The organism is Flectobacillus major DSM 103 (genome assembly GCF_000427405.1).
Taxonomy (GTDB): Bacteria; Bacteroidota; Bacteroidia; order Cytophagales; family Spirosomataceae; genus Flectobacillus; species Flectobacillus major.
This window is the reverse complement of the sequence record NZ_KE386491.1, coordinates 3,575,756-3,590,100: the sequence shown is the minus strand read 5'-3', so window position 1 is coordinate 3,590,100 and position 14,345 is coordinate 3,575,756. Positions and strand designations below refer to the sequence as shown.

At 39.5% G+C, this 14,345-nt stretch carries 11 protein-coding genes; 5 read left to right on the top strand and 6 right to left on the bottom strand.

Annotated elements, in window-relative coordinates:
* The first annotated feature begins 62 nt into the window (after nucleotides 1-62).
* The 3 genes from FLEMA_RS0133905 to FLEMA_RS0133895 all read left to right on the top strand — a co-directional run bounded on the left by FLEMA_RS0133905 (nucleotide 63) and on the right by FLEMA_RS0133895 (nucleotide 2,591).
* Complete coding sequence (locus tag FLEMA_RS0133905; RefSeq protein ID WP_026996476.1) at nucleotides 63-1,211, top strand: helix-turn-helix domain-containing protein; 1,149 nt, start codon at nucleotides 63-65, stop codon at nucleotides 1,209-1,211.
* An 85-nt stretch (nucleotides 1,212-1,296) separates the two neighbouring features.
* A complete protein-coding gene (locus FLEMA_RS0133900) occupies nucleotides 1,297-1,860 on the top strand; it encodes a hypothetical protein (RefSeq protein ID WP_026996475.1) in 564 nt (187 codons plus the stop codon).
* A gap of 71 nt (nucleotides 1,861-1,931) precedes the next feature.
* Nucleotides 1,932-2,591, top strand: a complete 660-nt coding sequence (locus FLEMA_RS0133895) for a hypothetical protein (RefSeq protein WP_026996474.1) — start codon at nucleotides 1,932-1,934, stop codon at nucleotides 2,589-2,591.
* A 127-nt stretch (nucleotides 2,592-2,718) separates the two neighbouring features.
* On the opposite strand, the gene FLEMA_RS71160 is transcribed toward FLEMA_RS0133895, so the two are convergent.
* The 3 genes from FLEMA_RS71160 to FLEMA_RS71150 all read right to left on the bottom strand — a co-directional run bounded on the left by FLEMA_RS71160 (nucleotide 2,719) and on the right by FLEMA_RS71150 (nucleotide 7,025).
* Nucleotides 2,719-4,398 (bottom strand): hypothetical protein, encoded by a 1,680-nt coding sequence (locus tag FLEMA_RS71160; RefSeq protein WP_044172353.1) that lies wholly within the window; start codon nucleotides 4,396-4,398, stop codon nucleotides 2,719-2,721.
* Nucleotides 4,399-4,424: 26 nt separating this feature from the next.
* On the bottom strand, nucleotides 4,425-5,129 hold the full coding sequence (locus FLEMA_RS71155) for a hypothetical protein (RefSeq protein WP_044172350.1): 705 nt from the start codon (nucleotides 5,127-5,129) through the stop codon (nucleotides 4,425-4,427).
* A gap of 738 nt (nucleotides 5,130-5,867) precedes the next feature.
* Nucleotides 5,868-7,025 (bottom strand): iron-containing alcohol dehydrogenase, encoded by a 1,158-nt coding sequence (locus FLEMA_RS71150; RefSeq protein ID WP_044172347.1) that lies wholly within the window; start codon nucleotides 7,023-7,025, stop codon nucleotides 5,868-5,870.
* A gap of 214 nt (nucleotides 7,026-7,239) precedes the next feature.
* Between FLEMA_RS71150 and FLEMA_RS71145 the strand changes: the two genes are divergently transcribed.
* A complete protein-coding gene (locus FLEMA_RS71145; protein ID WP_052354153.1) occupies nucleotides 7,240-9,750 on the top strand; it encodes a glycoside hydrolase family 95 protein in 2,511 nt (836 codons plus the stop codon).
* A 168-nt stretch (nucleotides 9,751-9,918) separates the two neighbouring features.
* On the top strand, nucleotides 9,919-10,758 hold the full coding sequence (locus tag FLEMA_RS0133740; RefSeq protein ID WP_026997874.1) for a fumarylacetoacetate hydrolase family protein: 840 nt from the start codon (nucleotides 9,919-9,921) through the stop codon (nucleotides 10,756-10,758).
* A gap of 328 nt (nucleotides 10,759-11,086) precedes the next feature.
* Here the strand turns inward: FLEMA_RS0133740 and FLEMA_RS71140 are convergent, their stop codons facing one another.
* The 3 genes from FLEMA_RS71140 to FLEMA_RS71130 form a co-directional block, all read right to left on the bottom strand.
* Nucleotides 11,087-12,265, bottom strand: a complete 1,179-nt coding sequence (locus tag FLEMA_RS71140; RefSeq protein ID WP_044172345.1) for a DUF3179 domain-containing (seleno)protein — start codon at nucleotides 12,263-12,265, stop codon at nucleotides 11,087-11,089.
* Between the two features lie 12 nt (nucleotides 12,266-12,277).
* On the bottom strand, nucleotides 12,278-12,850 hold the full coding sequence (locus FLEMA_RS71135; protein WP_044172343.1) for a carboxymuconolactone decarboxylase family protein: 573 nt from the start codon (nucleotides 12,848-12,850) through the stop codon (nucleotides 12,278-12,280).
* Nucleotides 12,851-13,124: 274 nt separating this feature from the next.
* Nucleotides 13,125-14,345, bottom strand: a complete 1,221-nt coding sequence (locus FLEMA_RS71130) for an MFS transporter (RefSeq protein ID WP_044172340.1) — start codon at nucleotides 14,343-14,345, stop codon at nucleotides 13,125-13,127.

Below are 14,345 nucleotides of genomic sequence, written 5' to 3'. Positions count from 1 at the left end.
TTAGTCATAAAAAATATTAGCTTTATAGATGAAAACTTTATCTATAAAGCTAATATTTTTTTATGAAGCTGTTATCAATCATTAATTTTACTGCCGCTTTTCAAGGAATATTCCTGAGTATTTTATTATTTAATAAAAAGAAATTTTCGTCTGAAAACATAGCTTTGGCTTTGTTAATAGCAGTAATAGCTATTAGTCTTTTGGGGCCAGTACTTGGGTTGTCGGGATACTACCGCGAGTATCCTCACCTGATTCGTATTGGCGATCCGTTGGTATTGTTGTACGGCCCATTTTTGTATCGCTATATTTGTTTACTGACACGTCGTTCTGAGCCTGTTTGGTGGCATTATATTCCCTTTATTTTATACCTTGGTTCATTGATTCCTTTTTATTTACAAAGTGCCGACGAGAAAATAGCTTTTGGCGAAAAAGTACTGCTCAATAGTACTCCTTCGGCTTTGGTAATTTTTATTTTGTCGGTTAGAACTGTTCATATTTTTGTTTATATCCTCGTAAGCTTAAATTTAACCAAATGTTTTCAACAGGAGCTATTGGACAACTATTCCGACTTGAGCCAGCTTAATCTGGATAAAGCCAGTTTTATTCTCAAGCTTTTTGTGCTTGTATTAATGTTAGCCATCATTGTTTTTGTGTCTATGTACTTTTGGCCTCTCAACTTTGTGGTGGTCAATAACCTGATTGGCTTGGCTTTTGCCATTTTGATTTATGCCTTGGCTTATACATCTTGGAATCGCCCAATTTTGATGGAGGAATTGGTGATTCGCCCACACGATGCAAGTCAAGAATTGGAACGTTTAGCCAAAAAAGGCAGAAGCAATTATAATCTACAAGTAGAAATCAATGAAGGCTTGGCAAGGAGGCTCAAAGAGCTTTTAGAAATAAAGCAAATCTATTTACAAAGCGAGCTTTCACTGAGCCAATTAAGCTTAGAATTGGGTGTACCCGCCTATCAGGTTTCAGAGGTAATTAGCCGACAATATCAAGAAACTTTTTTTGACTTGATCAACAGGCATAGAATTGAGGAAATAAAACGTCGTTTAAATAACGAAGTGTATAATCACTTGTCTATTTTGGGTATTGCTATGGACTGTGGTTTCAATTCAAAATCATCTTTTAATACTGCTTTTAAAAAATTTACAGGAATGACTCCGTCAGAATATAAGAAAATGAAGTTCGATTTTAGAAAGTAATACGTAATACGCCCTAAGTCGAACGATTGGGGGAACTGAGTGCCATAATTTTGGGGTATCAATTCACACAAAAAAGTAATGTAAGATGAAAAAGCTTTGCTTTATGTTCTGTTTAGTGGCCTATCAACTTTCGGCACAAATATCCGTTTTTAAAACCAATTACAGCCTAGAATTAGACCCTATTGCGTATATGCTCAAGGGGTATTCTTTTCATGGTATTCTTCAGCCTTCGCCACGGATTAGCTTCGACGTAGGTATTTTTGGTATCGAAGAACCAGAAGGGTTTTCGGGCAACGAGGGGTTTACTATTCAACAAAGAGGATTTGGAATAAAAGCCAATTATCATTTCCAAGAAGGTACAACACGAGGTTTGTACACGGGCTTTAATATTGGCTATGCAACCACCGACGCAACCCACAAGGCAAGTCTGGCTACTGCCAATGGTAATAATATAACGGTAGGGGCTCAGTTGGGCTATCGCTTTTTCTTGAGCAAGCCCAAAGACGGTATTCAGAAAGGGCTTTATATTGTACCATGGTTTAGTTATGGCTACGTAATCAATACCAAAGAGGTGGTGTTTTCCAATCTTGCTTATGACAATAGTAATTGGTTGTTTTTTCCGACAGTACATTTTGGTTATCGTTTCTAAAATACCTCCCTTATCTTAAATCTATCAATGATAGGTTAACACACACAATCACTCAGTAATTATTCAAAATTATGTTTCTTGGTCATTTTGCTGTAGGCTTTGGTACAAAAGCCATTCGGCCTCGTATATCCTTAGGAATGCTTTTTGTATCGGTACAGTTTTTAGATTTGCTCTGGCCTACACTATTACAGTTAGGTTTAGAAAAAGTAGAAATTCGTTCAGGTATCACCGCTGTCAACCCTTTATACTTTGTGGAGTATCCTATTTCGCATAGTTTACAGATGGCCGTATTTTGGGCGGTATTGGTAGGGGGCATCGCCTTTGTTTTTAACAAAAATCTTAAAATAGCTCTGACATTAGGCTTATGTGTCTTGAGTCATTGGCTTCTGGATTTGGCAGTACATATACCTGATTTGCCCCTTTATTGGAGCGAGTCTTCGCCAAAAGTAGGTTTGGGCTTATGGCATAATGTATGGCTTACTGTAGCAGTAGAATCTTTGCTTTTTATGGGGGGGCTTTACCAATACTTAGCCGCCACTACGGCACGAAACTGGATGGGGCTTTATGGTTTGTGGGGCTTAGTAGCCTTGCTGGTATTGATTCAGGTAGGTAATTTACTGGGGCCAATACCACAGCACGTTGAAGATATTGCGTGGGGAGCTCAGTTACAGTGGATTCTTATAGCGTGGGCTTATTGGGTAGATACCCATCGGGAAATAGATGTTGTGTAGGTGTATTGGGTAAGTTATGCTTGTATAATCTCTAGTTTTTTTGAGGAGGATTTTTCTATTAGCTGGCAAATAAACGTGCCAGCTAATAGAAAAATAATAAAAGCTGCAACAGCTTGAATATCGATACTTAATTACAGTTGTTGAGGGGATAAATAAGGGTAGCGTTAACTTCTCCTGAAACTGGGTCAACAGGGAAAGAACCTGTCAAGCCTTCCGATACTGTTATTGAAGCAGTGCCATTACCGATAGTAACTTCGCCCGAATAATTTTTTCCAGCGTAAGTAGCTGTTATTTGGTATTTAACATTTTTTTTCATGGCTAATGTAGCCTTCCCGTTTACAACATTAATCAATTGTTCCGTATTTGAGTTATCAACCAATTTTACCCAAACAGTAGGTTTAATACTTACTTTTTTGCTGGTACAAGCTGCCGTAAAATCAAGATTCACCTTAACTGCTTCTTCGTCAGCGGTTTCTGTGTTTTGGGGAGACACTGGGCGAGGAATAGGGATTCTTACAGGTATTGTAACCGTTTTACTGGTACAAGTACTGAAAGTACCGCTACTACCAATATTTTTACTTTCCTTGTCATATATGTTTATTCTTGTTGAATAACCCTTTGGTGCTTTTTTAATTTTAAATATAAGTACTGAACCATTCTTGATATTTACCGAATATGTTTTTTTGTACCTATTACTTTCGGCCTTTGTAATTGAAATCTGGGCAGTGTATCTAGCGGTCTGAAACGTGACATTAGAAGAAATTTTTGCTTTATAAGTTTTAGTTCCACAATTTTTGCCTTTAGTAGGCCAAGCTATTGTCCAAGTAGACAAGTGAGGTACTTTAAAGTTGGCTACCAAATTACCACTGGCATCTTTGGTAATAGCTGCCACGCCTTCTTCTGTCCATTCGTCGTTGTCTTTGTTATAGCTAAACACGGGCACTTGTTCGCCTACAGCTACAGGTTCGTCGGTATCAGGATTAACCACGTTAGGGTGCAAAGAAAGCGTCATGTTTAAAGGAGTGGAGAAGCTTTTTACATTTTTCCCTGCGGCGGTCATTTCTATATCTACAAAACCAGCATGGATAAACGACCCCCCGTCGGTAGTACCATCCTTAAATTTAATAGTGTTGGCAATACCATCGTTAGGAAAACTATTGAAAGCGTCGTCAGTACCTGTTCCGTACTGAATAATAGTGCTACTGACACTGGTTGAATTGATCACTAATCCGTTTTCGTCTTTTACTTGTGTGCCAGGAGCAATCGTAATTTTGGCGACTTCAGGCTTGTTGGTACTTGCTGGAATCACGATAGTTTCGCCTGCCGTCAGTGAAGTTACTTTAGAAATCGATTTTACGCCATCGGGTAGTGCCGAAAGGTTGGTAAGAGGTATTGTATAAGTAGAGCTAGAAGTGTCAGTAATAGCGATAGTATAGTTGGTGGCTGCATAATTAGGGCCTTTTACCGATACCGTAAATTCGACAGGGGCATCTTCGGTAGGATTTGCTTTTTCGGCCAATACCAAAGAAAGTAAATTGCCCGCAACCTTAAAATCTTTTCCGCCGAGGTCGTCCAGCACAAGGTCTTTGTTTGGCCCCGAAATCGAAACGGTTAAATCTTTTGGGAGTGTTGTGCTATTGTTATTTGCATCAACAAACTGAATAAGCATGGGCGATTTATAGATATTGGCACTTACGGTTAGGTCTACCCCTTCAAATGGGTTAATTTGCTGACAAGCCCAGATGGATGATAATACCAGTGAAAGAATGATTACAGGACGTAATATAGAAGTAAAATTTGTTTTCATCGTGTTTGAGAATAATGTTTAAATACTTAGTCTAGTCTTATGGCCAATCTCAGATTAACTACTGGCCAATACTGCCAATCTTTGAGGTTTTCTTGCACTTTAGCTTGTTGTTCGCTCATGCTACTTAACCTTTTTTCGCCCGTTAGGGTAACGGCAGGCGACTGAGTGTAATAAGTACCGATTTCAATGCCAAAGCCGACACGTTTGGTAGGTACTGTACGGCCAAATCCAATGCCTGCAAAAGGGGCATATTGCGTGCTATAATCAACCGTAAATTGTACATTGCCCATTTGGTCGGGCGAAAAAGTTGTACTACCAAATGTATAAGAACCTGTAGGTGACACTACCATAGACACTTGCCCTTTGTCGAAATAAGATGCTCCGCCAATTAGTTTAAAGCTACTTTTGGTAAAAGGGTGGTACTCTAAGGCAACCGTTGCCATTGATAAGTTTATTTTTCCTCCTAGTTTTACATCTTCGCCCGAAGTTGTGGTAGTGGTATTTACATCGTACTTAAAATAACTGTAACCAAGACGAGCCGCTATTTTGGGGTTAAAAGCATACGCTAGTTCGATACCTGGTGTTGTGCCTAAATTGAGAGCCAAACCTATTTTATGAGAAGATTGTCCTTGTAGAGTATTATTCAAGGTAGCCTGAGCTAAGGTTTTGTTACTAAAATTGAGTAGTCCAAGACACAGAAGGAAAAAACTAAGAGTAGTTTTTTGTTTCATAAATAGAGAGTTGTTTATGTTTAAAATGTTGTTGTATTTATGTTTTTGGGTATGTTAAAGATTTTGTTCAGATAGGCAATCATGCGTACATCAGAGGTTTTTAATGCACGAACGAGTAGAAAATTTTAGATGTTATCAGTGATGAGTCGTAGTTCCACTTTTTGAAATGATGAATAAGGCCGTTATACATACTCCCACACCTAATATAATATCAACACTTTCGTATATATCTCATTATCAGCACAGATTTTTGGAGTAGCAACTAATCAGAAAACTTAGGCGGACTGCCCATAACGATACTGAATATATCACCTGAGCATACTGACTTTTAACCCCCAAAAAATAGGGTGTTATCTTGACATCAAGATAAAAGGTTTATAGGTAAGTAATAGGTATGATGTGTAAAAGAGATAAGAGAGAAAATTGCTTTTACAAAGGTTATGAGAATAGCCAAATAAAAGCAAAAAAGAGACATGACAAAAAGATGACAAAATAGTAACATTTTGATATGTAGTGCCTTATGATGGTTCTATTGCCAAAGGTATCAATATCTTTAGTAAGCAAATAGAAAAGAAATGGTAGTAGGATTAGGCAAATTGAAGGCAGGCTATCTCTAAAAAATTCGTAATATTTGATAAAGAAGCGTATAAAAAAATCCTTAGTAGGTAAATTAATTTACTTACTAAGGATTTTTTGCAGTGAAGGCTGGCACAAAGGCATTCCTTTATCAATGCTTTATTAGTAGCTCAACTCTACAATTTCTTTTACTACGGCAGGGGTAATATCTTTACGCTCGCCAAGACCTTTCCAGCCTCTTTCGTTAAAGCGTTTTTCAATGAATTCTCCTGTAGTAGCATAGTCGCTTGTATATTCAGAAAGACGAGTTTTTACGCCCAATTCATGCAACCAAGCTACGGTACGCTCAATAGCCGCCTGAGCTTTTTCGTCGGTTGTGCCTTCGGTGATATTCCAGACACGTTGGCCATATTGAGCTAACTTTTCTTTTTTGTTCTCAAAACGAACACGATATAAATTCGGGAAAATAATTGCCAAAGTCATAGCATGGTCTATATTGTACAAGGCCGTAAGCTCGTGACCAATCATGTGTGTGGCCCAGTCGGTAGGCACACCCTTTTGAATCAAGCCGTTCAATGCCATTGTACAGCTCCACATAAAGTTGGCGGCTGCTTCGTAATTGGTAGGGTCGGCCAAGATTTTAGGAGCGACCTCTATCAAAGTCTGTAAGATACTTTCTGCGAAGCGGTCTTGCAACCACGCATTGGCAGGGTATGTCATGTACTGCTCCAATACGTGTGTATAAGCATCTACAATACCGTTACGCAACTGACGTACAGGAATACTCTTGATAACTTCGGGGTCTAAAACAGAGAATTTTGGAAACAACCCCGGGCCTCCCATCGCTAATTTTTCCTGAGTGGCTACTCTGGTAATTACTGCTCCCGAGTTCATTTCTGAGCCTGTTGCTGGCAAAGTCAAGATAGCACCAAAAGGCATAGCATGAGTAGTACGAATCGACTTGGTTAGTATTTCCCAAGGTTCACCTTCAAAATCTACGGCTGCTACAATAAATTTTGTACCGTCTATAACCGAGCCACCACCTACAGCCAAAACGTAGTCGATTTTTTGGGTACGGATAATCTCAACGGCTTTCATTAAGGTTTCGTAAGTAGGGTTTGGCTCGATACCACTAAACTCTACTACTTCACGGCCTTGTAATGCAGCAATTACTTGTTGGTAAACACCGTTGGTTTTGATACTACCACCACCATAGGTTATCAATATACGAGCTTCTGCTGGGATTTCTTGGGCTATTGTAGCTATTTGGCCTTTTCCAAAAAGGATTTTGGTTGGGTTCTGAAATTCAAAGTTTAACATCTGTTGTTTTTGTTTAATACAATGAGAAGCTGATGAAATTTTGTAAGGGTAAATAAAAATACTTAATAATATAAGCTAAATGAGTAGCCATGTATGTAAAACCGAAATACCCTTTGAAAAGTTTCTTGGAATACCCCACAGCTTATGAGTAGTTTTAAAAGGCTTTTACTTTTCAGAGAAGAAAAATGAATACATAGCTCTTAATTGATTTTATATGAAAAAATTACTCTCTTTACTACTATTTAATGTTCTGGCTTTTCCAAATTTTGCTCAGAATCAGACACTTTGGTACGATGCACCTGCTAAGTACTGGGTCGAAGCCCTACCCATTGGCAATGGTCATTTGGGGGCTATGGTTTTTGGAAAAACAGGCCAAGAATTGATTCAGCTCAATCATACTTCATTTTGGTCGGGAGCTCCCAAAGAATGGAATAACCCGCAATCTGCTCAGTATTTTCCACAGGTAAAAGCCTTGATGAAAGAAAAAAAATATGCCGAAGCGGAGGTTCTTACTAAAAAAATGCAGGGAGCATACACGCAGTCGTATCAACCCCTGTGCGATATTCATTTAACCTTTGCCGATACCAATCAGGTATCGCAGTATTACAGGGATTTAGATTTGAATACGGCCACTACCCATGTCAAATACCGTACACCCAAGGCCGAATATACCCGTGAATTGTTGACAAGTTTTCCCGACAAACTAATGGCTGTTCAGCTGAATAGCTCTACTCGTGGTAGTTTGGGCTTTACTGTTGGCTTTGGCTCATTGATGAAAAATAAGGTTTGGGTAGAAAATAATATCTTGAAAATTCGTTGTAAAGCTCCAAAACATGTCGAACCCAATTACCGTAGCGAGTTTAAGGGCGACGATGCCGTGAAGGTTGATGATTGGGGAGGCGAGGGTATGGAGGCCGAGGTATGGTTGAGTATCAAAACCAATTCGGGTAAAGTAAGTGTTAGCAATAACCAATTGGTATTGTCGGACGCTAGCGATGCCACCCTGATCGTGGTAGCTACTACAAGTTATAATGGGCGTTTCAATTCACCAGGGCTGAAAGGTTTAGAACCTTCGATTGAGGCTAGTAAACTAATGAAATGGGCTACGGCAAGGTCGTACGAAAGTTTGAAAAAAGCACACTATCAAGATTATCATGCTTTATATAGTGGCGTAAACCTTGAGTTAGAAAGCAAAGGCGATAGCCGTGTGCCTACCGATATTCGTATCAAAAACTACGAGAAAGACAACGACCCACAATTGGCCAATTTGTTGTTTAACTATGGTCGATATTTATTGATTGCCTCATCCAGAAAAGGAGGGCAGGCCGCCAATTTGCAAGGTATTTGGAATAATATGGTTCGTCCGCCGTGGAGTTCAAATTATACTTCTAATATCAATGTGCAAATGAATTACTGGCCTGCCGAAACTTGTAATTTGTCGGCCACTACAAGTCCATTATTTGAGCTTATCAAAGACCTTTCTGTCAATGGTAAAAAAACAGCTAAGTTACATTATGGACTAAACGGCTGGGTAGCACACCACAATGTCGATATTTGGGGGTTATCGGCACCCGTAGGTGATTTTGGTACAGGCGATCCTATTTGGGCCAATTGGCAAATGGGTGGAGCATGGCTTTGTAGTCATATTTACGAGCATTATTTGTTTACGGGCGACAAGCAGTTTTTGGCCAATAGTTATCCTATTTTGAAAGGAGCATCCGAGTTTGTTTTAGGGTTTTTGGTGAAAAATGAGGCAGGCTTTTATGAGTTAGCATACGGCTTTTCGCCAGAAAATAAATATAAATATCAAGGCAAAGAACTCGGTATTTCGGTAGGAACAGCCATGGACTTAGGGATTACTCGTGAGGTGTTATCTAATTGTTATGAAGCTAGTAAGATTTTGAATACCGACCCCGAATTTAGCAAGAAATTAGCCAGTATATTACCGCAATTACAGCCTTTTAGGGTTAATGCCAAAGGAAATTTGATGGAGTGGTCAGAGGATTTTGAAGAAACAGACCCGCACCACCGTCATTCATCGCATTTGTATGCTCTGCATCCAAGTAATCAAGTAAACCCTTGGACTTCGCCAAAGTTGTTTTCGGCCGTAAAAAATGCCCTTATTAGTCGTGGCGACGAAGGTACGGGCTGGGCAATGGGCTGGAAAGTTAACTTTTGGGCAAGGCTACTCGACGGCGACCACGCTTTAGTTATTTTGAAAAACTTGCTTTCTCCGATGGAGTCGAGTGGCTATAATTACCACAAAGGGGGTGTTTATAAAAATCTTTTCGATGCACATCCACCATTCCAAATTGATGGTAACTTTGGTGCTACCGCTGGTATGGCCGAACTATTGTTGCAGTCGCATGCAGGGGCTGTGCATTTGTTGCCAGCTTTACCAAGTACATGGCAAAATGGCCAAGTAAAGGGCTTGGTGGCTAGAGGAGGCTTTGTCGTTGATATGACATGGCAAAATGGCCAATTACAGAGTGGTAAGGTTGTATCGAAGGTAGGAGGAATATGCCGTGTTCGCTCGGAAGTACCCTTAAAAATCAAAGGGGCAAAACTGGTTAATGGTGCATTAAAAAATGTGTTGCTGAATCCAATCAAAGGTACTGAACCAATAGTTCCTGCAGGCGTTTCTTTGGCTGAAGGGATATCGAAAACGTATTTTGAATACGATGTACCTACCACAAAAGGACAGGTTGTAGTGATTGGGCGATAGGACATTGGTGACAGGGTGAAAAGTGTACCAATGCTTGAATAAAATGGCTTTATGCCTGAAAAGTGTAATAAGCCTCTAGGGTAAAATAAACAATGCTAGTATTTCAATTATCTAACATAGTAGCCCTTTGTGATACAAGTAAAGGGCTACTAATAACCTCACTAGGCAATGAAGTTGTATAATACATCAAAAGGAATTTTGGTAGAATCGCAAGGAAATATCTTTAATCTTGGCGACGAGCAAAGTTGGGACACTATCGTGAATCATGATAACCTATTTGGCTATTTGTCGGCATTCTGCGAAAACAATGAAGCCATTGGCTCGTCAGATATTCTTCAAGATTATCACTTATTAGCTCCTATTGGTACACAAGAAATCTGGGCTTCGGGTGTTACTTATTTGCGTAGTCGCAATGCCCGCATGGAGGAATCTAAAGATGCTGGTGGCGGTACGTTTTACGACAAAGTATATGATGCCGAACGTCCTGAGTTATTTTTCAAAGCACCTTATTATCGTACTGTAGGTACAGACCAAAAGGTACGAATCAGAAAAGATTCTGGCTGGAATGTGCCAGAGCCAGAGCTAACCTTGTTTATTACCTCTCATGGTAAAATAGTGGGTTATACCGTTGGAAATGACATGAGTTCGAGAAGTATCGAGGGCGAAAATCCTTTGTATCTTCCTCAGGCCAAGTCTTATGATGGTGCGGCGGCGATTGGCCCCTGTTTATTCGTTCCCGAAACAGTGATAAATCCTAATGCACAAATTTCATTAAGCATTAAAAGAGCCAATGAGGAGGTTTTTGTAGGAACGATCTCTATCAATCAAATGAAACGCCAACATACCGAATTGGTTGCCTATTTATTTCGTGAGTGTACTTTCCCACAAGGGTGTTATTTGATGACAGGTACTGGGATTGTCCCTCCCAATGAATTTACACTAGCTCCGGGCGACGAGATTGCCATTACCATAGAGCATATTGGTACATTACGAAACTGGGTAGACTAGTTATTTAGATAGAAGTACTAAAACTTAAATATCAATTTAAGCATTATAAAGATAAGTCATCCCGAATTTAGTGAATGGTGATTGTTTTTGAATATGATTTCACCAATAAGGACGCAACGCTTTTCGGCTAAAGATGTGTCATTTAACATGCAAAAGGCGTTTGAAATTAGTTTTTCAAACGCCTTTTATATGGATATTCCCTAACTTTCTATCATTTGAGCAAATGATAAACCTCTTCAATGTTCACTTGACAACCTTACGAATCCCTGCAAACACAACGAGGGAGGCTCTTTTAATATTACCTAACATTCGGGATGACTCATGTGGTTTATTGGCCTTGTAAAGTTTGTGGATGAAAGGTTTGCCAAGAATGCCAAAACTCTTGATATGCCTGTATTTTAGGTAAATACGTACCCGCATATTTTCCTGCAATACATCTTCCTTCCAAACTCCAAATCGCATTTGACTCTGTATCAATAAGTTGGTTTTGTTGTAATACCAAATGTAACTTACCTTCTGGCGAATAGCTTTTAAATACATGAAAGCTATTGTTGTCTTTTTCTATTACAACAATGAGCGATGTCGTACCTAATGAATCCTGTATAATTCTTTTTTTCAACAGCACATTCCAGTCATAAGCCTTGGCATATTGGTCAAGCTTGATACCCACAACCCACGATTTGGGTTGCCAAGAAAGCGAGTCTCTTTTGGTAAGGGTACTTTTTCCTCTGCCTTGATCATACTTTTGTAGGTGGTCATATTCCTCTTTATAATGCTCGTCGGGTTGCATAATAGTAGCATCAGGATACTGTTTGAGCCAAGCCGACAACGTCATTTGCTCGGAAGCGATAGAAGGTAAGGTTTGTCCTTTTTGTGGCCCCGCAATGGCTTCACCTGTGGCTTGCTGCCACCACGAGCCAGTAGATTGGTCTTCAAAAAGAGCATTGAAATGGTCCATCCCTACCAAACGGAATTGGTCATTTTGACTATTTACTTTTGGCATATATACCCTTCCTGTACGGCATACCGTACAATATGTTACCATAATAACCTCGCCACCAAGAGTATCTACTACCTGATGATGATACCCAATAAGTTGAATGGGGTAAGCACGAGCCTGCTTATTAATAACAACACCCACGATAAGTTTATTGAGTGCAATTTTGTTGCTTTTGGCCGTCGTAAAGGTTTGAACTTTGGGTTGATAAAACATTTTTTCTGCCAAAAAACGAAAATTAAATAAATAAAAAACAACTATCCATGCTAGCAGCAAACCTCCGCCAATCCACTTAGGTATTAGGGCTTTTTGTTGAAAAATAGCAAATAAAGGCCATATTGTCAGAACAATACCAAGACCACGAAAGTACCAAATATGGTTGTGTAAGAAATAGGCAAAATCGATACTGTTGATCTGTTGACTGCCAGGAAATGGCATAATAAAATATACTTTGAGTATTTCGGCAAGGAAAAGTACCAAAAAGCCAAGTAAAAGTAAAACGTTTTTCATGTTGGTAAAGGGTTATTGAGCTTGAATATAGGCCATTGGGTCGAAGTTGGCATAGCCTTCGTCTCTAATCCGAGCACCTCGGTCTTTATAGGCTTCGGGGGCAGTAGGAGCCCACGTACCCAAGCCATCGACATACCGATTAAACATACAGAATGCCGCCGCAATCAAAACGGTATCATGAATTTCACGGTCGCTAGCACCGCTTTCATGGGCTAACTGAATCTGCACATCTGTCACATATTTGCCTCCTTTCTGAACCGCTTGGGCGATTAAAAGTAAGGCTTTCATTTTATCAGAAATAGGAGCAGTCCACAAATCCCTTTTTACCTGACTTATTATTGTACCATCGTCGTCCAAATAGCATTGGGCAGCCGAGCCATGTACACTTTGACAAAAAAGGCAATCGTTGAGATAGGAGGTATAAGTAGCAATAAGCTCTCGCTCGCCTTGCGACAGCGTGTTGTCGGGATGTCGAAGCAATAACTCGGCTAATGCGTTAAGCGGTCTTGCTGTTTGTGGGCTAAATGCCATGAGTCCCCTAATACCGGGTAGCTGTGTTTCTTCGGGAATAGTGATATAGGCCATGAGTAAGTTGTATGTTAAAGGTTTGAAAAAGGATGCTTAGTAATGATAAAAAATGAAAAGAAACGAGCCTATAACATCCGACAAGCTCGTTTTCTACTAATACAATTCATTATTATAAATTAATACTGTACGAAGGTTTATAAAATAAAATTGCAAAAATACTCATGATAAAAATGCTTCTCAATAAAATAAAATCCTTCGTATAGCCCTAATTATAAATCGAAAAACCAATGTAATTTTTTTAGTGATAAATACTTGATTACCTGTTGAATAGCTATGCTGATGTATAATGTGTTTTACCTCGTAAAACAATCATAAAAGCTACTATAAACGTAATAGAAAATACCAGTAGAGAGTTGCTAAGACCACCTAGAATAGCCACTAAATTGCCCACAAAAAAAACTGCCGTAGCCGTAAAAAAGCGACCAATATTAAAACATAAGCCCGAAGCACTGCCTCGAATTTCGGTAGGAAATAGGGCAGGAATAAAGCTTGAAAGTGTTCCTTGGCTAATCCCAAAAAAGAGAGAAAGTAAGGCTGTTTCAACATAAATAATAGGACTAAAGGCTGTATTGGTTAAAAATAGCAGTATACAAGCCCCACTACATCCCAAGAAAGTAAGCATTAAGGTAGTTTTGAATCCCCACGATTTGATAAGAAAACCCGACAAAAAGCCTCCTACAATACCACCAATACCGAGTATCATCATAACTGCACCTCGTTCTTTTTGACCTTTTTCTCCATCTACCAACAGCCCTTGTACCCATGTAGGTAGCCACGAGAATATACCCCAAAGTCCAATAAGTACAGACCCAAAAATCAGGATACCAACGACTAAATTGGCACGGTTGTGCTGAGTAAAAACAGGCTGATGAATAGGTCGTTTTGTTTTTTGAATATTCCGCCAAGCCAACGATTCGGGCAATAAAAGGAATATCAAAATAGCCAATAATACAGGTAATAGGCCTATCCAAAAGGCATCATGCCAGTTGGCAAAAAGGAGGGTAATACCGCCTGTTAGTACAATTCCGATTGGAAAAGAAACTGCCAAGATACCCAAAAAGATAGGGCGTGTTTTTTCAGGCCAGATTTCGGCAATATATACTGTAGAAATAAGTAAAATACCGCCAACTCCTATACCTGCAAAAAAACGCAAGGCTAATAAAACGTACCAGTTATCTACAAATACCACAAGAACTGTGGCTAGCCCACAAATCCCCGTAGCCATTGCCAATGTACTGATTCTACCGATTTTATCGCTGACAAAACCAATAACCAAACCGCCCAGCATCCATCCATACAAAAAAATGGCATTGATATAAGCCCCTATTTCAGATAGGTCATGTTCTGAAAGGTTTTTGTGCAGTAAGTCGGGTAGTGCAATAGGTAGGTAAACCGACATCATCGTCGATACTGAGCCACCCAATAGGTAGCTCAGCATACATAAAGCAAACGATAATCCCTTTTTTGAAGCAATAATTCGAGTCTGATTCAT